This window comes from Thiomicrorhabdus sediminis (assembly GCF_005885815.1).
Lineage (GTDB): Bacteria > Pseudomonadota > Gammaproteobacteria > Thiomicrospirales > Thiomicrospiraceae > Thiomicrorhabdus > Thiomicrorhabdus sediminis.
Window position 1 is genome coordinate 966,742 of the sequence record NZ_CP040602.1, and the last position, 25,800, is coordinate 992,541.

The 25,800-nt window shown below is 47.1% G+C and carries 20 protein-coding genes; 11 read left to right on the plus strand and 9 right to left on the minus strand.

Features of this window, described 5'->3' with window-relative positions:
- Position 1: 1 nt before the first annotated feature.
- From glnT to glk, 3 genes are all read left to right on the plus strand, one after another.
- On the plus strand, positions 2 to 1,363 hold the full coding sequence (gene glnT / locus FE785_RS04405) for a type III glutamate--ammonia ligase (protein ID WP_138564605.1): 1,362 nt from the start codon (positions 2 to 4) through the stop codon (positions 1,361 to 1,363).
- A gap of 351 nt (positions 1,364 to 1,714) precedes the next feature.
- The gene (locus FE785_RS04410) at positions 1,715 to 4,903 is read left to right on the plus strand and encodes a phosphorylase b kinase regulatory subunit alpha/beta (RefSeq protein ID WP_138564606.1); all 3,189 of its coding nucleotides are present in this window, start codon (positions 1,715 to 1,717) and stop codon (positions 4,901 to 4,903) included.
- Positions 4,904 to 4,950: 47 nt separating this feature from the next.
- Positions 4,951 to 5,931 carry a glucokinase gene (gene glk, locus FE785_RS04415; protein WP_138564607.1) on the plus strand — a complete coding sequence of 327 codons (981 nt, stop codon included), beginning with the start codon at positions 4,951 to 4,953 and terminating at the stop codon, positions 5,929 to 5,931.
- Positions 5,932 to 6,019: 88 nt separating this feature from the next.
- Here the strand turns inward: glk and atzF are convergent, their stop codons facing one another.
- The 8 genes from atzF to FE785_RS04455 form a co-directional block, all read right to left on the minus strand.
- The gene (atzF, locus tag FE785_RS04420) at positions 6,020 to 7,828 is read right to left on the minus strand and encodes an allophanate hydrolase (protein WP_138564608.1); all 1,809 of its coding nucleotides are present in this window, start codon (positions 7,826 to 7,828) and stop codon (positions 6,020 to 6,022) included.
- The gene (uca, locus tag FE785_RS04425; protein ID WP_138564609.1) at positions 7,821 to 11,468 is read right to left on the minus strand and encodes an urea carboxylase; all 3,648 of its coding nucleotides are present in this window, start codon (positions 11,466 to 11,468) and stop codon (positions 7,821 to 7,823) included. The genes atzF and uca overlap by 8 nt, the downstream gene beginning before the upstream one ends.
- Positions 11,469 to 11,861: 393 nt before the next feature.
- Positions 11,862 to 12,503, minus strand: a complete 642-nt coding sequence (locus FE785_RS04430) for an urea amidolyase associated protein UAAP2 (protein WP_138564610.1) — start codon at positions 12,501 to 12,503, stop codon at positions 11,862 to 11,864.
- On the minus strand, positions 12,496 to 13,239 hold the full coding sequence (locus FE785_RS04435) for an urea amidolyase associated protein UAAP1 (RefSeq protein ID WP_138564611.1): 744 nt from the start codon (positions 13,237 to 13,239) through the stop codon (positions 12,496 to 12,498). Before FE785_RS04435 ends, FE785_RS04430 begins: the two co-directional genes overlap by 8 nt.
- A 2-nt stretch (positions 13,240 to 13,241) precedes the next feature.
- Positions 13,242 to 13,715 carry a CopG family ribbon-helix-helix protein gene (locus FE785_RS04440; protein ID WP_138564612.1) on the minus strand — a complete coding sequence of 158 codons (474 nt, stop codon included), beginning with the start codon at positions 13,713 to 13,715 and terminating at the stop codon, positions 13,242 to 13,244.
- Positions 13,716 to 13,741: 26 nt separating this feature from the next.
- Positions 13,742 to 14,650 (minus strand): ABC transporter ATP-binding protein, encoded by a 909-nt coding sequence (locus FE785_RS04445; RefSeq protein WP_138564613.1) that lies wholly within the window; start codon positions 14,648 to 14,650, stop codon positions 13,742 to 13,744.
- Positions 14,651 to 14,672: 22 nt separating this feature from the next.
- Positions 14,673 to 15,647 carry an ABC transporter permease gene (locus tag FE785_RS04450; RefSeq protein WP_138564614.1) on the minus strand — a complete coding sequence of 325 codons (975 nt, stop codon included), beginning with the start codon at positions 15,645 to 15,647 and terminating at the stop codon, positions 14,673 to 14,675.
- A gap of 219 nt (positions 15,648 to 15,866) precedes the next feature.
- Positions 15,867 to 16,598 (minus strand): biotin--[acetyl-CoA-carboxylase] ligase, encoded by a 732-nt coding sequence (locus FE785_RS04455; protein WP_168188910.1) that lies wholly within the window; start codon positions 16,596 to 16,598, stop codon positions 15,867 to 15,869.
- Positions 16,599 to 16,868: 270 nt separating this feature from the next.
- On the opposite strand from FE785_RS04455, the gene FE785_RS04460 reads away from it, so the two are divergent.
- The 7 genes from FE785_RS04460 (at position 16,869) to FE785_RS04490 (ending at position 23,182) form a co-directional block, all read left to right on the plus strand.
- Positions 16,869 to 17,420 carry a peroxiredoxin gene (locus FE785_RS04460; RefSeq protein ID WP_138564616.1) on the plus strand — a complete coding sequence of 184 codons (552 nt, stop codon included), beginning with the start codon at positions 16,869 to 16,871 and terminating at the stop codon, positions 17,418 to 17,420.
- A gap of 15 nt (positions 17,421 to 17,435) precedes the next feature.
- The gene (locus FE785_RS04465; RefSeq protein WP_138564617.1) at positions 17,436 to 18,323 is read left to right on the plus strand and encodes a TIGR01777 family oxidoreductase; all 888 of its coding nucleotides are present in this window, start codon (positions 17,436 to 17,438) and stop codon (positions 18,321 to 18,323) included.
- Positions 18,324 to 18,646: 323 nt separating this feature from the next.
- Entirely contained in the window at positions 18,647 to 20,014 is a 1,368-nt protein-coding gene (locus FE785_RS04470) for a magnesium transporter (protein ID WP_138564618.1), read from the plus strand.
- Between the two features lie 13 nt (positions 20,015 to 20,027).
- On the plus strand, positions 20,028 to 20,459 hold the full coding sequence (locus FE785_RS04475; RefSeq protein ID WP_138564619.1) for an ATP-dependent zinc protease family protein: 432 nt from the start codon (positions 20,028 to 20,030) through the stop codon (positions 20,457 to 20,459).
- Positions 20,456 to 21,367 (plus strand): 30S ribosomal protein S6--L-glutamate ligase, encoded by a 912-nt coding sequence (rimK, locus tag FE785_RS04480; protein WP_138564620.1) that lies wholly within the window; start codon positions 20,456 to 20,458, stop codon positions 21,365 to 21,367. Before FE785_RS04475 ends, rimK begins: the two co-directional genes overlap by 4 nt.
- Before the next feature lie 60 nt (positions 21,368 to 21,427).
- Complete coding sequence (locus FE785_RS04485) at positions 21,428 to 22,504, plus strand: succinylglutamate desuccinylase/aspartoacylase family protein (RefSeq protein WP_138564621.1); 1,077 nt, start codon at positions 21,428 to 21,430, stop codon at positions 22,502 to 22,504.
- A 57-nt stretch (positions 22,505 to 22,561) separates the two neighbouring features.
- Positions 22,562 to 23,182, plus strand: coding sequence for a mechanosensitive ion channel domain-containing protein (locus FE785_RS04490; RefSeq protein WP_238696372.1), 621 nt, complete (start codon positions 22,562 to 22,564; stop codon positions 23,180 to 23,182).
- 92 nt (positions 23,183 to 23,274) lie between these two features.
- Here the strand turns inward: FE785_RS04490 and FE785_RS04495 are convergent, their stop codons facing one another.
- The gene (locus tag FE785_RS04495) at positions 23,275 to 24,321 is read right to left on the minus strand and encodes an NADP(H)-dependent aldo-keto reductase (protein WP_138564622.1); all 1,047 of its coding nucleotides are present in this window, start codon (positions 24,319 to 24,321) and stop codon (positions 23,275 to 23,277) included.
- Between the two features lie 235 nt (positions 24,322 to 24,556).
- Between FE785_RS04495 and doeB2 the strand changes: the two genes are divergently transcribed.
- Positions 24,557 to 25,720, plus strand: coding sequence for a N(2)-acetyl-L-2,4-diaminobutanoate deacetylase DoeB2 (gene doeB2, locus FE785_RS04500; RefSeq protein WP_138564623.1), 1,164 nt, complete (start codon positions 24,557 to 24,559; stop codon positions 25,718 to 25,720).
- Positions 25,721 to 25,800 lie beyond the last annotated feature (80 nt).

Here is a 25,800-nt window from a genome sequence, read left to right on the forward strand (position 1 = left end):
AATGAACAGCGAAGTAGATGTTAAACAGCTTAAAGAAGAGTGGAAATCAAACGGGGTGAAATACTGCCTTGGTGCCTATGTCGACATTCACGGTATCCCGAAGGGTAAGGTAGTGCCGATCGATCACCTTGAGCATATGGTAGAAGGTTCAGAACTTTATACCGGTTATGCATTGGATGGATTGGGACAAAAACCGAATGAAGATGAGATCGCTTCGGTTCCGGATTTAAATAGCGCGATTCAACTGCCTTGGCAGCCGGAAATGATATGGATGGCAGCCGATAACACCTTGCATGGCGAACCTTATGAAATCAATACCCGTGTTGCCTTGAAAAAAGTGCTTAAAGAAGCCGAAGAGATGGGCTTTGGCTTTAACTTGGGTATCGAGTGTGAGCTATTCGTTCTAAAAGAAGAAGAGGATGGCAGTCTTTCGGTGCCAGACCCGGATGATAGACTAATCAAGCCTTGTTATGACGTGCGTAGCTTTATGAACCGTTTCGAATGGCTTGATAAAATGGCGACCACGATTAATGAACTTGGTTGGGATCTGTATTCATTCGACCATGAAGATGCCAATGGCCAGTATGAATTCGACTTCCAGTACAGCGATGCGTTGACCATGTGTGACCGTTTTATTTTCTTCCGCTATATGGCCAAGCATTACGCCAAAGAAGAAGGGCTGTTGGCGACCTTTATGCCTAAACCTTATGCCGATAAGACCGGTAACGGTGCGCACTTCAATATGTCTCTGTTCGATAAGGAAACCGGTGAGAACGTCTTCAAATGTGATCCCAAAGACGACCCTCGCGGTTTAGGGCTGACCGAGCTGGGCTATCAGTTTATCGCCGGTGTCATCAAACATGGTCCGGCTTTATGTGCGGTGTTCTCGCCTACGGTCAACAGTTACAAACGTCTGGTGCGTCAGGGAGATATGAAGACCTTCTCATGGGCGCCTGTATTCAATTCATTCGGTTCGAACAACCGTACCAACTCGATTCGTGTACCGATGGGTGGCGGACGTTTCGAATCACGTAATGCTGATGGTGCAGTCAACCCTTATCTGGCGGCAACGCTAGTATTAGCGGCGGGGCTAGAAGGTATCCGTGAAAAGCTCGATCCGGGTCATGCTCAGGAAGATAATCTGTATGAATTAAGCGAACAAGAGCGTGCCGAACGCGGTATTGAGTTTCTGCCGCAAAACCTGCTTGAAGCGGTGGAAGCGTTTGCCGCCGACCCGTTTGTGGAAGAGGCGTTAGGGAAAGAGTTGCGGGATGAATTCATTACCTATAAAAAACGTGAATGGCGTGAATATCACGAAACGATTTCCGCTTGGGAAATCAAACGTTATAGCCACCTGTTCTAATCCATTTTAGAAACACGTTCATCTTATTTCAACGCCTCTTGTCCTAAGAGGTGTTGGGATGCCTGTCTGGCGCCATATCGTTGATTATTTTTTTGAAAAATAGGCACTTTTCCTAGTGCGCTTTGATATTATTCTAACTAAGCTTATCTGAAAATTTTCTTGTCTGCCGTATCTTGAAAACACTAGAAAGTCGGCTTTTGATGAATTCATTGAGTTTCATCGGTATTAATATTTCGGTTGGCTTATCACAATCTGTAAAGCACCATCGATTAAACAATACAGCTATTCAACGACGCATAGTTTCTCAAAACCTTAATTTTATTAAAACTCTCAGGCTAGAGGGATTTTTTGATGCATAAAGACGTTGTTCCAATTCTTAATCAGTATTACCAACAAGTGGCGGATATTATTCTGGCGCGACAGAATCCCATTACCGGGTTATTGCCTGCCAGTACGGCGATTACCGCACATGGGGATTACACCGATGCCTGGGTTCGAGATAACGTCTATAGCATTTTGGCCGCTTGGGGGCTGGCGTTGGCTTATCGCAAGGTCGACGATACCCAAGGTCGGGCGTTCCAGTTGGAGCAGAGTGTCGTCAAGCTGATGCGTGGTTTGCTGATTTCGATGATGAAGCAATCACCTAAAGTCGAAGCCTTCAAATATTCTCAAGATCCGATGCAGGCATTGCATGCCAAATACGCCACCGCAACGGGTGATCCGGTTGTAGGGGATGATGAATGGGGGCATTTGCAGATTGATGCCACCAGTATTTTTCTATTGATGCTGGCGCAGATGACCGCTTCCGGTTTGCGTATTATCTTTAGCTTGGATGAAGTGCGTTTCATTCAGAACCTGGTGCATTACATCGGTCGGGCTTATCGTACCCCTGATTATGGTATCTGGGAGAGGGGCAATAAGATCAATCACGGTATCGCCGAGGTCAACAGCAGTTCGGTCGGTATGGCAAAAGCCGCTCTGGAGGCGATGGACGGCTTCAACTGTTTTGGCGCCGAAGGTGGAATAGGCAGTATCATTCATGCCATTCCGGATGAAATCGCTCGTGCCCGTATCACCTTGGAAAGCGCCTTACCATCCGAATCGCTTTCCAAAGAAGTCGATGCGGCGACCTTGAGTGTGATCGGTTTCCCGGCATTTGCCGTTGAGGACGAAGACATTGTCAATCAAACCCTTGAAGAGGTGATTGGCAAACTCTCAGGCAATTACGGTTGTAAACGTTTTTTGCGTGATGGTCATCAGGCAGCCAATGAAGATGCCAAGCGTCTTTATTATGAACCTGAGGAGATGAAACAGTTCGAGCACATCGAATGCGAATGGCCGCTGTTTTTCACCTATTTATTCCTTCATTTCCTGTTTACGGGTCAAGCCGAACAGGCCAGCTTCTATCGCGATAAACTGGAGAGTTTACTGGTCGAACGCAATGGTCAGAAGTTGCTGCCGGAACTTTATGTGGTGCCACTCGATAAGATTGAAGCGGAGCGTGAAAACCCCGGTTCGCAAATTCGTGAACCGAATGAAAACGTACCTTTGGTCTGGGCACAAAGCCTGTTTATCCTTGGTTCATTGGTACAGGACGGCTTGCTTGGTACCGCCGATATCGACCCTTTAGGACGACATAGAAATATCGGTAAAAAATTCGGTAAACAGGTTCAGTTCTGCCTGATTGCTGAAGATGAGCAGGTGCAAAACAAACTCCATGAGTATGGCTTGGTTACCGAAACCCTACAACAGCTTCATCCTATTCAAATTCAGCAAGCCAGTTCGCTTGCCGACGCTTTTGAATGGTTGGGCTGTTGTGATAGCTTGGGTTTGACCGGCAGGCCACATCGTAATCCACGTGGTTTGACCACTTCTTGTGTGTATGAATACGCAGGCAATCAATTTATTTTCCAACCTCAGTTTTTGAACCGCCATGATTTTTACCTGACACAGGATAATCTCATGTTGGTGCGGCGCCTCAAAATGGAAATGGGTTATATCCACCGTCAATGGAATTTACCTGGACGCCCCTTGGTTGTGATGGTGGTCAACCAATCCATGTTAAGTAAGGGAGGGAGCAAGGCATTGTTGGAGTTCATGGAGGAATGTCGTCTAGGACAGTTTGGTGATGTTCCCGTTAAGCTCGGTTTATTGAAAACCTTCTTGCCGACTTCCGCAAAACGTAGTTTGCATTATCTGCCTAGGCCTCCTGGCGAGAATCAAGCGTTTGTTGAACAGCAGAAACCTTGTTTGATTCTGCCTGTCAATGAAGCGAACCATAACACCGATCTGGATATTGTCAGTATGGAAAAATGGAAAGATGATGCGCTCATCGCCAAACTCATCCACAGTGATAACCTCAGGGAGCAATTTTTCATTTTGCAAATTCTGTTGATCAGACATGGTGCCGACTTCGATTTGGGGCTGAAAAATGCGGATGGCAAGCAGTGCGCTATCAAGCAATTGCTGGAGGAGCTCTATCTCTACGCTGGCGAGCAAAATGATTGGAGTATCTTGCGTCGTGCTGCCGCTTGCCTTGGCAAGCATGACATCAACTTGGAAGGTGCCGTCACTGAAATTCTAGTACGTAAAATCGCACTCAGTGTATCACGTCAATACAGTAAACCATCGACTATTCGCCAGCCGATGGGGGCTGACGAAATACTCAATATTATCAAAGAGTTCAATGGCGATGACCAAAGAGCCCAGATCCTGACTCAGGAACTCATTTTGAACCTGGGTTTGATGATACGATCAAGCGAAGAATTTTTCCATAATCTGACGATGATTCGGACCGGTCAGTTGTTACAACTGCTCGCGGGTCATATTCGATATATTGAGGAGGGTACCAGCGCGGATGATGCCTTGGAACTGTTAATGAATAAGGCGCCGCATGAAATCGCACAAGCTTTGCACTATGTGCTGGAACACCATGCCGATGTGCAGGAGGAGCTTTATCAGCAGGAATTGATGACATTCGATAATAGCGATGACGAGCTGTCCTTGCCTAAATTCGAATCGAATATGGATCCTGAACTCGGTAATGCCCAAGACTGGCATCATTGGCGAAAAATCAACGGCAGTATCGGTAGGCACCCCGATGGCTTCTATGAAGGGGTCTGGGATATTGTCAATCAAACTGCGGGCTTGGTTATCGGTGATCAGTGGAACCCTAAGCGTCGCCTCGATCATGCGCTGTGTTCGAATATGACGCGTGGTGAGAAACTCTTTCAGGACATGGTCGATCACTTGTTAAACAAAACACCGATTCCTGAGGTGAGCAGACTTTATTACGAAGCGCTGATGGTGTTGGGCTTGATAATGCGAGCGAATCCTAAGTTACGTACAGAGGATTCGATGTTTATCGATGTCATCTTGGGACATGCTGTACGCTTACATTGGTTATCGCAAGCGGGCAATGAAATCATTGATTATCAGGATAATCGAGCCCAAGCTTGGCAGGAATTTTATTATTTGGCGCCGCATGATGTTGCCAATGCGGTGGTGGATGCTTTTTGTTTCTTGCATAAATCGAAGTAAGGGTAATGCATCCATTTACAAATTAGCAATCATTATGGGAGTGGTTTATGTCTCGAGTATTGGCTGGCGATGTCGGTGGCACCAAAACGGTTTTGGCGATTTATAAGGCAGAGAAAGGCGAGCTTGCAGAGATTTGCAAAGCCATTTATCCAAGTGGTAAACATTCATGTTTTGAAGACCTGATTGCAGAATTCCTTGGCGAAGATTCTTCTATTGATTGCGCCGCGTTTGGGATTGCCGGACCTATCAAAAACCAATGTTGCGTTACCACGAATTTACCTTGGACAATCGATGCGAAAACTATCCAGCAAACCTTCAATATCGAAAAAGTGCATCTGCTTAATGATTTGGAATCCGCCGCTTACGGCATTTTGCAACTGGATAGCTTTCATGAGCTGAACCCTAATGCTATAGAGCAATCAGGGCATATTGCGGTGATTGCCGCCGGTACAGGTTTGGGGGAGGCCATTCTATTTTTTGATGGTGAACAACACCACGCCATGCCGACCGAAGGCGGCCATTGTGAGTTTGCACCACAAAATGAATTTGAAGACCATTTGCTGCTATTCTTACGCCAACGTTTTCAAGGTCATGTCAGTATCGAGCGTCTTTTGTCCGGAGACGGTTTTGGTAATATTTATGACTTTTTGAAAAGCATTGAGTTTGCCAAATCCGATATGGAATTGGAGAAACGTATGCAATCTGAAGATCGCAATGCGCTGATCAGTCAAACGGCTCTGGAAGATCATGATTTACTCTGTTCTCAAGCATTGAAAATGTTTTGCCGTATCTATGGCGCCGAAGCCGGTAACCTTGCCTTGAAAACCCTGCCTTTAGGAGGTGTTTATATTGCTGGAGGCATTGCCCCAAAAATCAAACAAGCGATGAAGGACGGCTTGTTTATGGAAGGTTTTCTGGATAAGGGCCGAATGCGTCACGCGATTGAACAAATTCCAGTCAGGATTGTCGATAACCCGGAAGCGCCCTTATTAGGCGCGGCCTATTTTGCTAGCCAGAGAATCAAATAATTTATGCTCGGCTATTGGTTTGAAAGAGAATGCGCCGTTTGCCGTAGAATTCAGTTGACCCTAGTTAAACAGCGTCATTTTCTACGAATTAACTAGCCGATCGCTTAGACATCCAATTACGCCAACCTCCGGTTGAACTGATATCTTCAGCGCCTTCAATACCGTAAGGTTCACAGATAAAACCGACCACTTCCTTGCCGTCAATCAACTCGATTTTGCCTAAGCCGAGCGGTGAAGGAATCAATGCCAAAAACGAACCTAAATGCGCTTTGGGCATCGACCAGACTTCAACCTCAATGCTTTGTCCGTCTTGATCGGTTTTAATCAATCCCGGTTTAAGAATAGGGCGGCTTGCTAACTCAAAAAAACGATATTTTTCAGCGGTTTTGGTGGTTTGCAAAAGCTTGGCATTGCGTTCAAGCAATTGGCCATTCAGCGGAAAACCACTCAAATGTGCGCCGACCACGGCCAATTCGATATGCTGGCTATTGGTAAAATGGCTGCTATTGCTCTGAGGTAAAGGCAGCTCTTTTGCGCCTGCCGTTTGCACAAAATGCGGTTGCAGGCTGTCGACCAGTTGCAATAGCTTGGCATCACTGCCTGCAGGGGCAAACAAGGTCACGCCGGTGGGAAGGTGGTCTTGTCTGAATCCGGTCGGCATCGCGACAGCGGCATAATCCAATAGATTCATAAAGTTGGTATAGGTTCCTAAGATCGAGTTTAGTCCAATAGGATTGTTTTTAATCTGCTCGATGGAATAGATGGTCGGAGTGGTCGGTGTCATCATGCAATCAATGCCAGACTCATTCCAGATAATTTCAGCCTTGCGTTGCGCGTTTTGCAGCGCATAACTGCCTTTATAGGCATCGGCGGCGGAAAGGTTTCGCGCTCCGGCAACGATATTCGCTACCGTCGGATCCATAATCTCTTCGTTTTGTTCGAAGAAGGCTTCAATCGCGACATAACGCTCGGCAACCCAGGCACCGCCATAAAGCAGCTTGGCGGTTTCAATCCAGATAGCGAAAGGCACTTCTTTGGTCTGGTAACCCAAAGCTTCGATTTTAGCTTGGCTTGACAAGAAATTTTGCTCGGCATCCTTATCACCGGCAAAAAACAGCGAGGCCTTGTCGGGAATGCCGATAATCGGTTTGACTGCCCAAGCCGGCGCATTGAGACTGTCCAGTTCTCGACTGAATTCATCTTCGGCATCAAACTGTGCACTGACCTGCATGACGCTATAAGCATCCTGCGCATTCAGGGCGAAAATGCTCACCACATCTTGAGAGCGCACAGCCGGCACCACGCCTTTTGTACTCAATAGCCCTTTGGAGGGTTTTAGACCCACCAGATTATTGAAGGTGGCAGGTACTCGGCCGGAACCTGCTGTATCGGTGCCGAGCGAGAAAGTGCATAGGTTCAATGCCAAAGAGATTGCCGAACCGGAACTGGAACCACCGGAAATCATTTTGAAATCGAAACTATTATGACAAACCCCGTAAGGAGAACGTGTACCGACCAATCCGGTGGCGAACTGATCCATATTCGATTTCGCTAAAGGAATCGCACCGGCCTCGATCAATAATTCCACCACAGTCGCGGACTCTTCTGGAATGTAACTGTATTCTTTACAAGCCGCGGTAGTAGGAATACCTGCTAAATCGATATTGTCCTTGATGACAAACGGCACGCCCCATAAAGGCAAACTGTTCGGCTCGCTGCTTTCCAAGCGGCTGATATAGGGCTCCAATTCAGCCTCATTGAGCAGGTGAATAAACACATTGTAATGCTCATAGTGGGTGGCTTTTTCACGCAGCATCGCCATCAGACCACGCGGCGTTAAACCGCCGGTTTGGTAGAGCTTTTGTAGCGATTCAAGGCTAAGGTTTAATTCATGCATGGGTGTCTTCCTTTAATACCATCAGTGCCTGACCGGTTTGAATCAGGTCGCCTTCATTCACTAAAATTTCGCTTACTGTGCCGCTGAATTCGGCATTGACAGGGATTTCGATTTTCATGGTTTCCAAAATGGCGATCACCTGGTCCTCTTCGACGCGGTCTCCTGGTTTGACTTGCAGTTTCCAGACACTGCCGGTAATCGGCGAATTGGCCGCGGCAAACCCTTCTGGAATCTGTAAAGGTGCATCGGCTTGCAATTCTTCTTGTTCGGTGTCCGATTCGAAGTTCGCCAATCCTGATTCTTCCCAGTACAAACGCTCGGCTTCGAATGCGGCCTGCTGAGTGTCTTGGAATTCGCCAATGCTGTCGTCGTTTTCGGCAAGGAACTGCTGATAAGCATTCAATGACAGTTCGGTCTCTTCGATTTCAATGTCAAAACGTCCCAGAGGGAAATCGAGACGTGCCTGTTTCAGTTCTTCTTCACTGACCGGATAGAATTTAATCTGATCGAAGAAATCCAATAACCAAGGTTTGTCGGAACTGAAGTTCTGTGTTTGGAAATAGGCGTTCCACATCTGGATGGTGCGACCCACAAACTGATAACCGCCCGGGCCTTCCATACCGTAAACGCACATATAGGCACCACCGATACCGACGGCGTTTTCCGGTGTCCAGGTTCGTGCCGGGTTGTATTTGGTGGTGACCAGACGGTGACGAGGGTCAAGCGGGGTTGCAACCGGAGCGCCCAGATAGACATCACCCAAGCCCATCACCAGATAGTTGGCGTTAAAGACAATCTTTTTGACATCTTCAATGCTGTCCAAGCCGTTAATTCGGCGGATAAACTCGATATTGCTCGGACACCATGGGGCATTAGGACGGACCGTGGTCATGTATTTTTCAATTGCCAAACGTGTGCTCGGATCATCCCAAGATAACGGCAGATGAACAATGCGACTTTTTACCGTCAGGTCCTTACCGGAACCGACTTCGCTTTCCAGCGCAATCAATTTTTCCAGTAAATCTTGTTGTGAGATTTGTCTTGGGTCGTAATGCACCTGCAACGAACGGATACCTGGTGTCAGGTCCTTCAAAAACGCCCATTTTTGCGCCGGGTTGTCGTTATCACGCAAATCACGCAGCTTTTCGAACAACACCTGAATACGGAAACGCAACGCCAGATCCAGTTCCATCGCTCCATATTCGATGAGAAGGTGAGAGTCGCCGGAACGGCGGTATTTAACGCCGATTTCATGTTGCGTATGGTCCTGTTCAAAAGCAATGCAGGATTGTTCGGTTGAACTGTCTAAAAACTCTAGAGTAGGCGTGACCTTGTCATTTAGTGAGAGAATTGCCGCTTCTTGGGCTTTTAACGCTCTTTCCGCTTCCGCTGTACTAACCGCCTTGAACTTGACCTTGTCGCCCGGGCGCAGTTGCCCCATTTTCCATTGTTCGGCTTCGATAATGGTGGCTGGGCAGACAAACCCCCCTAAGCTTGGACCGTCTTGCGCGAGAATCACCGGCATATCACCGGTGAAATCGATTGCACCGATGGCATAGGGATTGTCGTGGATATTGGAAGGGTGTAGGCCGGCTTCACCACCACTGTTGCGAGCCCATTGCGGTTTCGGGCCAATCAATCGAATCCCGGTACGGCTTGAGTTGTAATGTACTTTCCATTCGGCAGAGAAGAAGTTTTCGATATCGTCTTCGGTAAAGAAGTCCGGGCAGCCTTGCGGACCGTAAATGACTGCGATTTCATACAGGTTGCCTAAAGTTGGAATAGCGTTGTCAGGTAGTTTAATCAGTTCATCCTGTGTATCTAGATTCTGTACACGCAACACATCACCAATACGTAACAGGCGACCACCGTGACCACCGAAGCCGCCTAAAGAGAAGGTGGTTTTACTGCCCATATAATCGGGCACATCAAAGCCGCCTAATACTGCCAGATAGGCGCGTTGACCGATATCTTTAATGACTTTTGATTTCAGTTGTTGACCGGCTTTGACCTTAATCGCCCGGTTTTGGGCAATCGGCTCTTTATCCAGGGTGGCTTTAATATCGGCACCGGTAATACAGATCATTGTATCGGTATCGAATTTCATACTGATACCCGATACCGTCATTTCAATGGTCGCGGCATCTTCCGGGTTGTTTAGGCAACGGTTCGCCAAACGATGGGAAAGCGCATCCATAGGCCCTGATGGTGGCACACCGATATCCCAATAGCCGACTCGCCCCGGATAGCTCACCAGCATAGAGTGAGTTCCCGGATTAGTGACCTCAATCGTATTTGGGGTGTGTTTAAAACCGTTCAAGAACTGGGTGAACAGCTGAGCACCGACTTTAAAGGTATCATTATGGCTAAGCGCTTCAAGATAAGCGACATTGGTTTCAAAGCCGTGAATCTGCGTTTCATGCAATGCGTCTTGCAAAGCGCTGATCGTGCTTTCACGGCTCTCGCCTTTAACAATGATTTTCGCCATCATCGGATCATAAAACGAACTGACCTCGATGCCGCGACCACACCAAGTATCGACACGGCAGTTGCTTGGCATTTGCCAGCCGGTGATTTTTCCGGCACTTGGCTGGAAGTTTTTAAATGGATCTTCAGCATAAACACGCACTTCAATGGCGTGACCTTGCGGCGCTGGAATCTGTTCGGCGGATAAAGGCAGTTTCGAATCGTAGGCGACTTTGATCATCCACTCGACCAAATCGACATTGCGCACCGTTTCGGTAATACCGTGTTCCACCTGCAATCGGGTATTCACCTCAAGGAAATAGAACTCATTGCTGTCGGCATCATAGACATATTCGACGGTACCGGCCGATTTATAATTGACCAGTTTACATAACTCGATCGCATAATCTTCCATCTGCTGGACTTGCTCACGGCTGATGCCCGGTGCGGGAGTTTCTTCAACCACTTTCTGGTTACGGCGTTGTAAAGAACAGTCACGTTCTCCGAAAGACACGACATTACCTTGACCGTCACCGAAAATCTGAATTTCGATATGGCGTGCATGGACAACGAATTTTTCCAGGAACAAACCGGCTTGACCGAAAGAGTTCTGGCTCAAACGTTTGACCTGTTCAAACGCATTATTCAAATCCTCGGCATTGTCACATTTTTGCATACCGATACCGCCACCACCGGCGGTACTTTTGAGCATGACCGGATAACCGATGCGCTCTGCTTCGCTTAAAGCCTGTTCAACAGAATCCAGTAGACCCGAACCCGGCAGTAAAGGCACCTTGGCTTTGATTGCAAGTTCGCGAGCGGTGTGTTTCAGGCCGAAATCTCGAATCTGTTCATTGGTCGGGCCGATAAAGGTGATACCGGCGGCTTCACAATCCGAGGCAAAAGTGGTGTTTTCGCTTAAAAAACCGTAACCCGGGTGGACCGCATCGACGCCAAGCCTTTTTGCTTCGGCAAGAATAAACGGGACATTCAGATAGGTTTCCGAGGCGGTATTACCCTTAAGAAAGATGACTTCATCGGCTTGCTGAACATGTAATGACGCACGATCCGCATCTGAGGCGAGGGCGACCGAAGCGATATTCATCTTTTTCAGCGTGCGCATAATACGGGTGGCGATGGCGCCGCGGTTGGCAATGAGTACTTTCTTAAACATTGTATGTCCTTTTCTCAGATCGTTCTGAGCGCGTTTAGTCTACGACCCAGGTCGTCCTGGGATATTGTTGTTTTTATATTGTTTAAAAATTTGTTTGCTGCAAATCAATCAAGGATTTGCGTTTTATCTATGAGAGCGTAATGAGAACCAAAATTTGAGTCCTTATATCTAATCTCAAAAACGTCAGCAGTGACTTAAGTGTTAGGTTTAGCGCCATTAAATTTCTGATGGCGTTGTAAAAACGTGATGAGAAGTTCAAGAGCAAGGCGGACGGAGCGCAGAAACCGCAGTGTATGTTTGAATACATGAGGATTTCTCAACTTACCCCTTCGGGCGTCGAGTTCTGCGTTTTGAGCACCGCCTAACGCAGCTCTTGAGCTTCACAATAGTTTTTTACTCCCAGATAACCATTTCTACTGGTGTCGGGTTATATCCGTTGCACGGGTTGTTGAGCTGTGGGCAGTTCGACACCAAAATCAAGGTATCCATATGCGCCTGCATTTCCACATAACGGCCTGGAGCGGAGATACCGTCATCAAAATCCAGATGGCCGTCTGGGGTGACCGGCACATTCATAAAGAAGTTGATATTGCTCGATAGATCGTCTTTGCTCATTTTTTTGTCGTGGTTGCAAGAACAGCTACCCAGCGCCATGAGAAAAGAGTCACGGCAAGAGTGCATATGACGTTTTTCAATGGCGTAACGCACGGTATTACTTTCCGCCGAGCAAGCGCCACCAATGGTATCGTGGCGACCACAGGTATCATCGACGATGGTTAGCATCGGATTACCCAAGTTAGAGCGCAATACGCTGCCTGTGGTCAGATAGATATTACCTTGCTCACGAATGGTATCGGTCGCTGAATAGCGTTCATCGTGGTCAGTGGCGTTATAAAACAGGGTGTCGACCGCTTCATTTCCTTCCAGATCAACAATACGGAAGAATTGCCCGGCTTTGACTTCATGCATCCAAGGTTTGCCAGCCTCGACCACTTCACGGTAAACGATACGGCTTTCGTCAAATTTTTCAGTCATTAGGATTCTCCCCATAAAATACTTTGGTGTTGTAGTAGGCGCGTTCGTTTTCGCCTCGGTGTATGCGGCATGGATCATCTTGAGCGACAGGCAGTGCTTTAAATACACTTAACTCAATCGGTTTTGGCTTATATTCCGCGTTTGGATCCATGGCGTGCTGCACACTTGATAGTGAGACAATACAGTCCATTTCAAAACGTAAATCGACATAGTCACCGGCTTTTGAGTTGTTTTCGATAAAAGTCATGGCACCGTCATCTTCGACACGGACTTTGGAAAACCAGTTGATATTGGGCACGATATCGCTACTGTTCAATCCCCATTTGGACAACTCGTTAATCAGTCCGTCATAGGCATTTTTGTAATAGTCGTTATGCGCTTGCTGATAGGTTTTTACGCCGTATTTACGTTCCACCATCGCAGCGTTGCTGATACCACCGATGGTATCGTGCCAGCCACAACTGTCGGCGATGACCGAGCACATAACGCGTCCCATATCGCTGAAACACATATTCGGTGTTGTCAAAAAGGCGGTTTTCTGTGCCTTCAAGGTATCCGGCATATTGAAACGTTCGTTTTTGACTTCGATATTGTTCATTAACATGGCGATATTGGCGCCGCCTTCAATATCCGTCAGACGAAGCACCGTACCGCGGCGAATCACGCCAGACCAGTGGGCGCCACCGGGAAAGCTCTCTTTCCAGATAAGGCCGTTATATTCGCTAACTTCAGCCATGGTTATTCTCCTGTAGTTGATTGACTGTCCTTATCAGGACTGCTTGAAGTATAAATAGGGGGCAACGCAGAGTGCGTCAGGTATAGGTTTGAGTTCTTCACGCCACGAAACGCCTGCATCTCATCGCTGATGCGTTTAAGCTCCTGAGCAGGGCCTTGCATCAGGTTCACCTCTAGGGTGTGCTGATCCATCAGTTGAATCTGCGTGCTGGAAATGATTTCGGCGACATGTTGGTGTTTGAGCTGATTCAGCTTTTGCTGTAATCCTGGCACCGTATGGTTGTAAACCAAGGTGAAAGTACCGGCCATAATGTCATTGGTGAAATTCTGTTTGAATGAGGCCGATTCTTTGCGAATCAAATCCGCCAGTAAGGCCGAGCGGTTTTTAAAGCCACGTGCAGCGGTGAGCTGTTCCAAATCTTCCAATACATTGGCTGGAAGAGACGCACTTGTTCTAACTAAATTACTTTGAGACATCGTTGTCTTCCTTCTGTTAAATGGCGTTAAAAAATATCCGGTACTTCGGAATTAACCGGAACCATACGAACCATGCTGAGCTTGTCATCCATATCAATCTCTTCATGTTCGGGATGAACCAGCTTTTCCAAATAAGCTTTGGTCGCTAAAAATTCAGGGCTAAGCAAAGTGTCGGCTTTTCTCGGACGAGGTAACGGCACTTCTAAGGCTTCAACGACTTGCCCCGGATTGGCTTCCAAAACCAGAATACGATCGGCGAGATAAATCGCTTCGTCCAAATCGTGGGTGATAAAAAAAATGGTGATATCGATGTTCTGCCAGATTTCCAATAGGTATTGCTGCATCTTCAAACGGTTTTGCGGGTCCAAGGCGGCAAACGGCTCATCCATCAAAAGGATTTTCGGTTGATTGGCCAAGGCGCGAATAATCGCGACACGCTGCTTCATCCCCCCGGATAACTGATGCGGATAAGCATCGGCAAACTTGGTCAAGCCGACCAGATCAATCCATTGAAACGCTTCGGCTTCGGCAGTGTTATAAGCCATGCCGGCCTGAGTCAGACCAAACATGACGTTTTGCTTGATGGTCAACCACGGAAACAGCGAATAACTTTGAAACACCATACCGCGATCAGGGCCAGGGCCTGTGACGGTGTTGTCATCGATGACAATCGCACCTTGTTCATGGGTTTCCAATCCGGCGATCAGGCGCGCCAAAGTCGATTTACCGCAGCCAGAAGGGCCAACCACACAGATGAACTCGCGCTTGTAGGCGGTGAAGTCGATCTCGTTCAATACCTTAACCGGCGTGCCTTTATGATCAAAGCTTTTATGTAAACCTTCGATTTTCAAAGCCGCAGGGCGTTTTAGAATGCGTGCGCTACGATCTGCAATTTCAGGAGTAAACCATTTGTATAACGGGTGTTCTGTATTCATCTTCGGGTTGCCTCTGTATTGCTTATTTTGCGTTGTGCCATGGGAACAGGCGTTTACCAAGTTTTGCCAGAATCAGGTCGGTAATCAGACCGATCATGCCGATAATCAAAATGGCGGCAAAGACATTGTCAAAATTCTTATAACGGGCTTGCTGAGTAATAAACCAGGTAATACCCGAGCTGGTTCCGATCAATTCGGCAACGATCAGGTAAGTCCATGCCCAGCCTAACAGAATGCGCATATCACGATAAAGGTCCGGCAGGATGCCCGGCAGGATGACGCGACGAATCATGGATAGACCGCGGCAACCTAAAGTTAGAGAAGCTTCGATCAGTGCCATATTCAATTTACGGGTAGTCGCTGCGACAATCAGTACCATCTGGAAGAAGGTTCCGATAAAGATAATGGCAACCTTCGGGGCATCGTAGATACCTAAGATCGCCACCGCGAGCGCCCCAAATGCCGGAGCAGGCAGATAGCGAAAGAATTCGGTAAAGGGTTCGATAGCGTGTGAAGCGGCATTATATGTCCCTGCCAAAACTCCTAAAGGCACACCAAACAACATCGCCCAAAAAAAGCCCCAAGCGATGATCTGAATAGAGTGCCAAAGACTTTCATGTAACCAGGGTTCATTGGCGCGTTTCGGTTCTGTGGTAAAAGCGGTATAGAATGCGGTGACTACCTCGTGTGGCGCCGGTAGATAGACCGGGTTGGACGGAATTCCTTGCGGCAGTTGCTCGGCAGTCAGTTCAGGGTTGGCTTCAAGTTTTTTATTTAATTCTCGTTCGAAAACTTCTTTATCGACCAGGTTGCCTTCTCTAAAAAAGCTCACACCACCAGAATGGGTGATCTCCATTTGCGGGTGCCAGATAAACGGCGCATAGCTGACCAAACACCAAAGCAGTATGGGTACAGCGAAACTCGCGAAAGTGAGAATGCGAACGGATTTTTTATCGAGTTGTGTTCTTGGGGTGGTCCAGCTTGAAGAGCTCTGCATCGTATCGATTCCATTTTTTTGTGTATTACAAAATTATAAAAACGTAATAAGCAGAGGGTGTGCCAGTATTTAAGGTGTATTGCTAAGCTGTTGTTTAATATGTGTTTTTTATGTTGATATTAGGGGTTTTAGGTGTTTTTAAAGCCACCTAAACCCATTTTAGTGGTTGGTGGTGCTCAAATGGTGCACTCTAGTGGTGCGCTGTGCCTTTTACATGGATTAATTGAGTTTTCGTAAAGAGGATTGTCCGGAAGAGAGCGTTTTTAATTGATGCTCGAGTAGCACTTGTGCGGCGCCTTGTTCATCAATGCCGATATATTGGACAAGCTGACTCTGTTGTTGTTCGATCAGTTGTAAAGTTTCTTGATAAGCGAAGTAGTCGTGCGCCTGCCAATAGCCGTGCAAGTCATCGTAATCGATCTCTGTCAGCGGTTGTGCGATGAGCTTGTCATGCAGGGTTTGAAAAAAGCGCTGGTCATCAAAAAACGCTACGGCACCGACTTGCTCGATTGCAGACAGCATTTGATGAGTTTGCTCGCTTTGGCGGTTGATGCCGACACCGATAATCAGAGCCTGATAGTCATTTTTAATGACTTGTTCGATGAGAATGCCGGCAATTTTACCCTGAGCGTTGTACAGGTCGTTAGGCCATTTCAGTTTGATCGTTTCAGTGGGATTAAGGCTCACTAAGGTTTGCTGAATCAAGCTGGCGAGATGCAAGCTTACCAATCCGTTAATCCTCTGTTTAGTGGCTAAAGGATAAGCAATGGAAAATATCAGCGAATCTTTATTGCTCGACCAACTGCGTTGCAATTGACCATAACCGGCGGTTTGTCGGTGGGTTTGGCAGAACAGCATTTTGTCGGGTAGTTGCTGTCGACAATAATCTTTTAAATAACGATTGGTGGAATCGACCGAATCGAGCTCGATGAGTTGATAATTTTCTGGCATGGTCATAGCGGTGGTTAAATCTATCTTGTGGGGTTTTTTATCTGTTCTGTCTGTTGGTCATTATATCGTTAACGCCAGCAAATAAACGTTTTATGGAGGCGTCTTAGCGGGTGAGGTTTTATCTATTTATGGTTTAATTAAGTCAGGGTTTCAATATTGTCCGCATGATTTTGATTTTAAGCTGTTTTATAGTGAAGCCTATTACGCTGTTGTAAACATTGAAATAATGGTTCAGGGTTTCAATGCATCGTTGTGCGAAGGGGAGATGATATGTTTTATTTAGGCCAAAAACTGCCTTTTTTATTGGTATTGGCATCGGTCATTTTATGGGCGCTGGTGTTCAGTCAAACTTCTCGAGCGGATACGTTAAAGGTTGGCGATCAGGCACCCTTATTCAGTTTGCCAAACCAGCAAGACAAACCCCTCTCTTTAGAAGCGTTTCGTGGTGCTTGGGTGGTTCTGTATTTTTATCCGAAAGACGAAACACCGGGATGTACCACCGAAGCCTGCAGTTTTCGCGATAATATCAATCGTTTGATTGCCCAGGATGCGAAAGTTTTAGGCGTTTCCTTGGATTCGGTGGAAAGTCATCGTAAGTTTGCCGCCAAACATAAGTTACCGTTTGACCTGCTTGCCGATGTGAAAGGCGAGGTGGCCTCCGATTATGGTGCTTTGCTGGATTTGAAGGTGATCAGGTTTGCCAAACGCCACAGTTTTATTATTGATCCACAGGGAAATATTGCCAAAATCTATCGTTCAGTGGATGCCGATAATCATGTACGTGAGGTGTTAAAAGATTTGCAGCTATTGCAGAGTCGTTAATTTTTCGGAGGTACCATGAAGATTGTTATTCTGGGGGGGACCGGATTTATCGGTCGACATTTACAGCAGTTTTTGATGCAGCACGGTCATCAGGTAAAAGCTTATGGCCGTAAAGTGTTCACAGACGGCGAGCAAGCTGGTGCCGCCCTGATTGATGCCGTTAATGATCAGGATCTGGTGATTATGCTGGCCGGAGAAAATATCGGTAAGCGTTGGAATAAAGCCTATAAACAGGCGCTGCTTGACAGTCGAATCAATACTGCGAAACAGTTAAAGGATGCGTTATCTTTATGTGCGAAACCGCCGGCACAGGTTTTTGCCGCATCAGCTGTCGGTATCTATCCGCAAACCGCTTGTGATGATTTATTGGATGAGTACAGCGCGACCAGTGATAGTGGGTTTTTAGCGCAACTCGGACAGGCTTGGGAAGCGCAGAGCAAAAACCTGGCGGATAAGGTGGTGATTTTCCGTTTTGGTGTGGTGCTGGGTAAAGATGGTGGCGCTTTGGCGAAAATGCTACCGGCTTTCAAACTTGGACTGGGAGGTCCGGTTGCTGGCGGTCAACAGTGTTTCAGTTGGATTCATATCGATGATTTGTGTCGTGCTTTGCTGTTTGCCATAGAGAAAACTGGCTCGGCCGAATGCGATATACACGGTATCTATAATCTGACGTCACCTAAGCCTGTCAGTAATCAAGTTTTTGGCCAGGCCTTAGCCAAGCAGTTGAAGCGTCCATTTTGGTTGCCTTTACCGCTGTGGCAGCTAAAAATAATGTTTGGTGAAGGAGCTCAGGTGTTGACGCATTCTGCGGCGGTCTACCCGACTAAGCTATTGCAGGCTGGGTTTACATTTGACTATGCCGATATTAACGATGCTTTGGCAAACTTATGTGCCGACAAGTGATGCTCTATCAGGCCGCTAACAGCGATTAAAGCCGGTTATTCAGCCTTCAATGAATGTGGTCAAAAGGCTTCGACAAAGGTAAAAACGCTGGAATTTTTCGGGTATAGTAAATTTATTATTAAAATTGTCTTTATTAGGGCTTTTCTTTCTGCAAATAACGGGTAGAATTCGCGCTTTCGCAAAGCGACCACCCTTGTCATTCCTTGACGATATTGCTTTTTAACAGGCCAGGCAATTGGCTAACGTGACTCACCTAGTGACGTGATGAAAGATTCGTTTAAATTTGATTGAATAAGAGTTGCTGTCTATATTGGGGAGAATAGATGTCTGCACAATTGATTGAAGAAGAGTTGTTTGAAGCGACTGACCACTTGGTGCAATTACAGACTATGGTGGAAGAGGCTGACGATAAGCAGACAGCAGATTTTATCAACGATTTGACCGCAGCGGAAATCGCGCGATTATTGAGCGCCTTCCCTCCCAAAGAGCGTGTCGCCTTATGGGCTCTGATCACTCCTGAAAACCGCGGTCATGTGTTGGTCGCCTCAAGTGATAATATCCGAGAACAGTTATTAAGCCAGATGGGCGCCAAGGCGGTGTTACGTATCTGTCGAACCTTGTCTTCCAGCGATATGGTCTGGATTCTATCGGTCGTTAACGACACCATTGCCGAAGCGGTGACCTTGGCGCTGGATAATGAGCAGCGCGAGCAGGTGCAAAGTGTGCTGGCCTACGATGAAGACCAGGTCGGTCGTTATATGAATCTGGATACGGTAACGATTCGCGCCGATGTACGTCTGGAGGTGATTCAGCGTTATCTGCGTATCAGCGGTGGTTTGAAGCACGGTAACCACGACTTGATGGTGGTCGATATTGACGGCGTATTGGTTGGAACCCTGAATGTGATCGATCTGTTGAACGGTGAGCAGAGTGCACAGGTCAGCGAATATATGAATGAACCGCAAAGCATTTTCGATACCGCATCGGTGGATGAGTTGATGGTCTATTCGCGTGCCGCCCATTTGAATTTTGTTCCGGTGGTTGATGGTGAGGGAGTTTTGCTTGGACAGATCAATGCCGAAGATATCAACGAATTGAGCATCGAACGTGCCGAAGCCACCATGATGAATATGGCCGGTATCGGTGAGAATTCAGAACTGTTCTCCGGGATTCGCAGCGGTGTACAGAATCGTTCCACTTGGTTGGGAATTAATTTAATTACCGCTTTTTTGGCAACCTGGGTAATCGGTCAGTTTGAAGAAGTCTTGGCCCAAGTGGTCGCTCTGGCGATTCTGATGCCGGTGGTGGCGAGTATGGGTGGCATTGCCGGTAGCCAGACTCTGGCGATTACCGTACGTGGTTTGGCGATGGGCCAGATTGTCGGTTCCAACCGCAGCTGGCTGCTTAATAAAGAGTTATGGATTGGCCTGATAAATGGTTTAGTATGGGCTTTGGTGGTCGCTTTGCTGGCTCACCTCTGGTTTGAAAACAGCGCTATCAGTACTGTAATAGGTGCGGCGATTTGGATTAATATGGCAATTGCATCAATTGCTGGTGTGATTATTCCAATGGTGTTGCATCGAATGGGACAAGATCCCGCTCTGTCGGGTGCGGTGATTTTAACCACCGTATCTGACGTGGTTGGCTTTATGTCTTTTTTAGGCTTAGCCACTGTGTTTATTTTGCAATAAGAGGCAAACAATAATGCAAAAGACAACCGTGGGTTGGAAAGAACATGTGGCTCTGCCGGGGCTGAATTTGAATTTGGAGTGCAAGGTCGATACCGGTGCAAAAAACTCCGCTTTACATGCTTTTGATGTGCATTCGTTTCGTAAAAAAGGCAAAAAGTGGGTGCGCTTTAGTATTCATACAAATCCTGATAACCTAGAAGAGTTTGTTGAATGTGAAGCTGAAGTGATCGACACGCGTCCGGTTACCAATTCAGGTGGTGTGGCGCAAAAACGTTATTTCATAAAAACCGAACTGCATATTGGCGAAGACCGTTTCCCGGTGGAAATGTCATTGACGCGTCGCGACAATATGGCGTTCAGGATGTTGCTAGGGCGTACCGCCTTGCGCAAAGGAAATTTTTTGGTGGATTCTTCAGCAGAATATTTAAAAGGAAAACCTAAATGAAAATTGCAATTCTATCCAGAGGACCAAAGCTTTATTCGACCCGTCGTCTTGTCGAAGCTGCTGAAGAACGAGGCCATGAGGTTCGTGTTATCGATGCGTTGCGTTGTTATATGAATATCAATTCGGTCAACCCGGAGATTCACTATAAGGGCGAGATTCTCGATGGCTTTGATGCGGTAATCCCACGTATCGGTGCGTCGATTACTTTCTACGGTACTGCGGTTTTACGCCAGTTTGAAATGATGAATGTGTTTCCGTTGAATGAATCGGTGGCGATCAGCCGTTCACGCGATAAGCTGCGTAGTTTGCAGTTGCTGTCGCGTAAAGGCGTTGGCTTGCCGGTAACCGGTTTTGCCCACTCTCCGGATGATATCGATGACTTACTGAAAACCGTTGGCGGTGCGCCGGTGGTGATTAAGCTACTAGAAGGTACCCAAGGTGTGGGTGTGGTATTGGCCGAAACCAAGTCGGCGGCCTCTTCGGTAATTCAGGCGTTTAACGGTTTGAAAGCCAATATTCTGGTGCAAGAATTCATTAAGGAAGCCGGTGGTGCCGATATTCGCTGTTTCGTAGTTGGTGGCAAGGTGATCGCGGCGATGAAACGCCAAGGTAAGGAAGGGGAGTTCCGCTCTAATCTGCACCAAGGCGGTTCGGCATCATTGATTAAAATTACTGCGGCGGAACGTGCCACGGCGGTGAATGCGGCGAAAATCATGGGCTTGAATGTCTGTGGTGTGGATATCTTGCGCTCCAATCATGGTCCGGTGGTGATGGAGGTGAACTCTTCGCCTGGCCTGGAAGGTATTGAAAAAGCTACCGCCAAGAATATTGCCGGTATGGTGATTGAGTTTATCGAGAAAAATGCCACCAAAGGTGTGAATCGCACACGTACCAAAGGTAAAGGTTAAGTCTTAATATTAGATTGGTGTGGCGCACTGGTCTGCGCCTTTTAGAGGGTTACGCTCAAAATGAGTGCTCAACGCATCAAAAACACATCCATCACAATCGGTGATGTCACCGTTAATCCCGGTGAGCGCAAAACCATCGATTTGCAGATCGGTCAGCTTTATACCCACAGTGAATTGATTATGCCGGTGCAAGTCTGGTGCGGCCATCAGGCCGGACCGGTTTTATTTGTGTCCGCAGCGATTCATGGTGATGAACTGAATGGAGTGGAAATCATCCGTCGCCTTTTAAAGGTAAAATCGCTAAAACGTCTTAAAGGCACCTTGATTACCGTGCCGATCGTGAATCTGCACGGCTTTATCAACCATAGTCGTTATTTGCCTGACAGACGTGATTTGAATCGCTGTTTTCCGGGTTCGAAAACCGGTTCGATCGCCGGGCGTCTGGCTTATACGTTTTTAAACGAGATCGTGCAAAAGTCAACGCATGGTATCGATCTGCATACCGGGGCGATTAATCGCACCAATCTTCCGCAGATCCGTGCCAATCTGGAAGACGACGAGACCCGTAAAATCGCCGAGGCTTTCGGCTCGCCGGTCATCTTAAATGCCGGTTTGCGAGATGGTTCTTTAAGAGCGGCGGCGGTCAAACAAGGCATTCCAACGCTATTATACGAAGCCGGTGAAGCTTTGCGCTTTGATGAGGTCTCCATTCGTGCCGGAGTGCGCGGCATTATCAATGTTATGCGAGAGCTGGGAATGCTGCGCCAGTTGAAAAACAAAGTTGAGCACAAGACCGTCGAAGCGCGCGCCAGTTTTTGGATCAGAGCCGAGCAGAGCGGTATCTTTCGTTCTCTGGTCAGTGATGGAACTCGCGTGGTTGCCAATAAAACCTTGATGGGGATGATTTCTGACCCGTTTGGTGAAACCGAGCTGGAAATCTATGCGCCCTATAACGGTTTGGTGATCGGGCAGATGAAAATGCCATTGGTCAATGAAGGCGAAGCTTTGTTTCATATAGCGCGCTTCCCGCGCAGTGATATTGCCGAAGGTTATGTCGAAGGTTTCCAGGAAGAGATTATCGCCGATGCCGATTTGCCTTATCCAACAGATGATATTCCTTCTTTAGAACGTAGTTAACAAAGTTTATATAAAAGTGCTTGCAACAGAGATTTAACCCTAAGGTTTGCAACGGATATGATGGATACGATAAAAGAGATTCTGCAACAATTGCCGGTAGTTCAGATTTTACTGACTTTGCTTTTGTTTGCCGTGTACCCAACGGTAAAGTGGAGTGTGTTCAATCTCGTTCAGCGTTTTGGCGACCAGAAACAGGTGACCATGAGTCGAGTGGAACCGATTCTGCGTTACTTTAGGATTCTAACCTGGATTGTCGCCTTACTGGTGGTGATGATGATCTGGGGTGCGGACTATAAAGGCTTGTTGGTTTTTGCCTCATCAATTGTTGCCGTATTGGGGGTGGCGCTATTTGCCCAGTGGTCGATATTGAGTAATATCACCGCCGGAGTCATTGTGTTTTTTGCCTTTCCCGCACGAATTGGCGATAGGGTCGAGATTATTGACGGTAATGCTTCGGTGCAGGGTGAGATTTTGGAAATCAATATGTTCCAAGTCATTTTGCGTGATGATCATGATGAGAAGATCATTTACCCGAACAGCCTATTGTTGTTGCGTCCGGTGATTAAGAAAAGCGTCGACTCGAAAACACGTTATAAGGGCGATAAGACGCCGGATTTTGATGCTAAAAAATCGCACGACGCTATCGGTTTGGCTCAACGGATGGCGAGTCGCCGCTAGGATTGTTGGATAGGTAAATGAAAAAAGCCGCTTGTTACTTAACTTAACAAGCGGCTTTTTTATGGTTTTTAATTTAAGTTTATCGCCTTCAACTAAGGTGATGGGTAGGTATAGCGCTGGTGAATCTGTTCCAGCTGCTCAAGCAGTTCATGGTTGAGCGCTACCTCGATCGATGCGATATTCTCTTTAAGTTGATCCATTGTGGTTGCTCCGATAATATTCGATGTCACAAACGGGCGCGAATTGACATAAGCCAGCGCCATGGTGGCAGGGCTTAAGTTATGCTCTTTGGCTAAGTCGACATAGGCTTGAGTCGCGCTGTCCGCCTGTTCGTTAAAGTAGCGGTCAAAACGTGAAAACAAGGTGATACGAGCGCCTTCCGGCCATTGGTTATTGAGGTATTTTCCGCTTAAAACCCCGAACGCCAGCGGTGAGTAAGCCAGCAGCCCGACATTTTCCTGATGGGCGATTTCCGATAGGCCGACTTCATAGCTGCGGTTCAGCAAGCTATATGGGTTTTGTACCGAAACGATTTTCTCCAAGCCCATTTTTTCCGCAATTTGGATAAACTTCATGGTCCCCCAGGCGGTTTCATTGGATAGACCTATGCTGCGGATTTTGCCTTTTTCAACCTGTTCAGATAAAGCCGCCAAGGTCTCTTCAATCGGAGTTAAATTGGTCGAGTCCTGTTCAGGGTAATCAAAACCCAGTTTGCCGAAGAAATTGGTTGGTCGTTCCGGCCAGTGGAGCTGATAAAGATCCAGATAATCTGTCTGTAATCGTTGTAAAGAAGCATCCAATGCCGATTCAATGGTTTTTTTATTGAAACGGGTTTGGCCGTTACGGATATGCTCGACAAATTCGGCGGGTCCGGCAATTTTAGAGGCGAGCACCACTTCATTACGGCGACCATGCTTGGCAAACCAGTTACCGATAATGGTTTCGGTCGCACCATAGGTTTGCGCTTTTGGCGGTACCGAATAGAGTTCGGCGGTATCCCAAAAATTAACGCCTCGATCCAAAGCGTAATCCATTTGTGCAAAACCTTCGGCTTGGCTATTTTGTTCGCCCCATGTCATGGTGCCCAAGCAGATTCGGCTGATTTTAATATCGGTGTGACCCAGTGTTGTGTATTGCATCGTAATGATCCTTATCGCTGTTTTGCTAGAGGGTAAAACAATCGCTCGTTTTTATAAAGTTTAACGTATGGTGAAACTATTAAATTTTCTCATTAGACTTTAAAGATGCGTTTTAAAACGCTAGGATGAAAAAAGGCTTTATCTTTTATCTGACAATTGTTTAGCTTGTCAGAATGGATTAAACCGGCAGCGAAATGACTTTAATTTCGTGTCGGTTTATTTGTAGGAGTATTGAGTGGATTGGCAAAAAGCGGTTAAGCAGGCGATTGAATTGCGCCATTGGTTTCATCAGTATCCCGAGCTGAGTTGGCAGGAAGAAAAAACCGCAGCGAAGATTCGTCAATGTTTGGATGATTGGCAAATCGCTTGGCGTCCTTGTGCCGAACTGGGCACGGTTGCCACCTTGAATGCCGATGCTGAGGGTGAGCATATTGCGTTAAGAGCCGATATGGATGCCTTGCCGATTAATGAGTTAAGTGAGCTGGGATTTCGTTCCAAGAATGCCGGCAAGATGCATGCTTGTGGTCATGATGGTCATATGGCGGCGTTACTCGGTACCGCTTTATGGCTCAAAAGTCATGAAAAGCAATTAAACGGTCCCGTTTCTTTATTGTTTCAGCCCGCAGAAGAGGGCGGGCACGGCGCCAAAAAAATGATTGAAGATGGGGCTCTAGAGCGGGTTGATAAGATTTTCGGTTGGCATAACTGGCCAGCCATGCCGTTTGGTAAAGCGGTCTGTCCGGATGGAGCGGTGATGTCGGGTAATGGTAGTTTCCATATTAAGGTGCATGGCCTTGGTGGTCACGCTTCGCAACCGGAGATCTGTCGAGATCCGGTATTGGCCGCCGCCGCCATTACTCTTAATCTCCAGCAGATTGTCAGTCGTCGTTTACCGCCGCAAGCCGCAGCGGTCGTCAGTGTCACCCATCTTTATGCGCCAAGTGAAGTCAATGTGATTCCGCAAACGGTTGAGCTTGCTGGCGGTATTCGACTTTCCGCGCCGCGCTGGCGCAAACAGATCAATCAATTGATTACCCAGATAGCCCAGGATACCGCCGCCTCTTATGGTGTTAGTGCCGAGGTGGATATCCAGTCTCGTTATGAGGCGACCGTGAATCATGCCGAACCTGCCCAGCAGTTTCGAAACTTATTAGTCGAAGAATTAGGGGAAGGGTTTGATAATGTCGATTTAATGGTGCCGATTATGGCCTCGGAAGACTTCAGTTATTACCTGAATGAAGTTCCGGGTTGTTTTGCCTTGATCGGTATGGCGGAGCAAGAGGATATCGATGCCAAATACCATTTTTCTTGCCATAACCCGAGTTATCAATTCAATGATCGCTTAATTGATTTGGTGATGCGTCTATTTTGTAAAACAGTAGGTCTAAAAGTGTCTTAGCATTGCCTTGGTCTATTTAGTGCTTTAATCCTATTGTTCGCCCTAAAAAGGAAAGAATCAACAGAAACCTACTCATATTA

Bases quoted from the DNA above. Each gene is read 5' to 3' on its own strand.
- FE785_RS04490 (WP_238696372.1), top strand. From the start codon at position 22,562: ATGATGGATACGATAAAAGAGATTCTGCAACAATTGCCGGTAGTTCAG.
- FE785_RS04465 (WP_138564617.1), top strand. From the start codon at position 17,436: ATGAAGATTGTTATTCTGGGGGGGACCGGATTTATCGGTCGACATTTA.
- FE785_RS04485 (WP_138564621.1), top strand. From the start codon at position 21,428: ATGAGTGCTCAACGCATCAAAAACACATCCATCACAATCGGTGATGTC.
- uca (WP_138564609.1), bottom strand. From the start codon at position 11,468: ATGTTTAAGAAAGTACTCATTGCCAACCGCGGCGCCATCGCCACCCGT.
- rimK (WP_138564620.1), top strand. From the start codon at position 20,456: ATGAAAATTGCAATTCTATCCAGAGGACCAAAGCTTTATTCGACCCGT.
- FE785_RS04460 (WP_138564616.1), top strand. From the start codon at position 16,869: ATGTTTTATTTAGGCCAAAAACTGCCTTTTTTATTGGTATTGGCATCG.
- FE785_RS04430 (WP_138564610.1), bottom strand. From the start codon at position 12,503: ATGACTGAAAAATTTGACGAAAGCCGTATCGTTTACCGTGAAGTGGTC.
- FE785_RS04455 (WP_168188910.1), bottom strand. From the start codon at position 16,598: ATGCCAGAAAATTATCAACTCATCGAGCTCGATTCGGTCGATTCCACC.
- FE785_RS04450 (WP_138564614.1), bottom strand. From the start codon at position 15,647: ATGCAGAGCTCTTCAAGCTGGACCACCCCAAGAACACAACTCGATAAA.
- FE785_RS04440 (WP_138564612.1), bottom strand. From the start codon at position 13,715: ATGTCTCAAAGTAATTTAGTTAGAACAAGTGCGTCTCTTCCAGCCAAT.
- atzF (WP_138564608.1), bottom strand. From the start codon at position 7,828: ATGCATGAATTAAACCTTAGCCTTGAATCGCTACAAAAGCTCTACCAA.
- FE785_RS04495 (WP_138564622.1), bottom strand. From the start codon at position 24,321: ATGCAATACACAACACTGGGTCACACCGATATTAAAATCAGCCGAATC.
- FE785_RS04435 (WP_138564611.1), bottom strand. From the start codon at position 13,239: ATGGCTGAAGTTAGCGAATATAACGGCCTTATCTGGAAAGAGAGCTTT.
- FE785_RS04475 (WP_138564619.1), top strand. From the start codon at position 20,028: ATGCAAAAGACAACCGTGGGTTGGAAAGAACATGTGGCTCTGCCGGGG.
- FE785_RS04470 (WP_138564618.1), top strand. From the start codon at position 18,647: ATGTCTGCACAATTGATTGAAGAAGAGTTGTTTGAAGCGACTGACCAC.
- FE785_RS04445 (WP_138564613.1), bottom strand. From the start codon at position 14,650: ATGAATACAGAACACCCGTTATACAAATGGTTTACTCCTGAAATTGCA.
- FE785_RS04410 (WP_138564606.1), top strand. From the start codon at position 1,715: ATGCATAAAGACGTTGTTCCAATTCTTAATCAGTATTACCAACAAGTG.
- glk (WP_138564607.1), top strand. From the start codon at position 4,951: ATGTCTCGAGTATTGGCTGGCGATGTCGGTGGCACCAAAACGGTTTTG.
- glnT (WP_138564605.1), top strand. From the start codon at position 2: ATGAACAGCGAAGTAGATGTTAAACAGCTTAAAGAAGAGTGGAAATCA.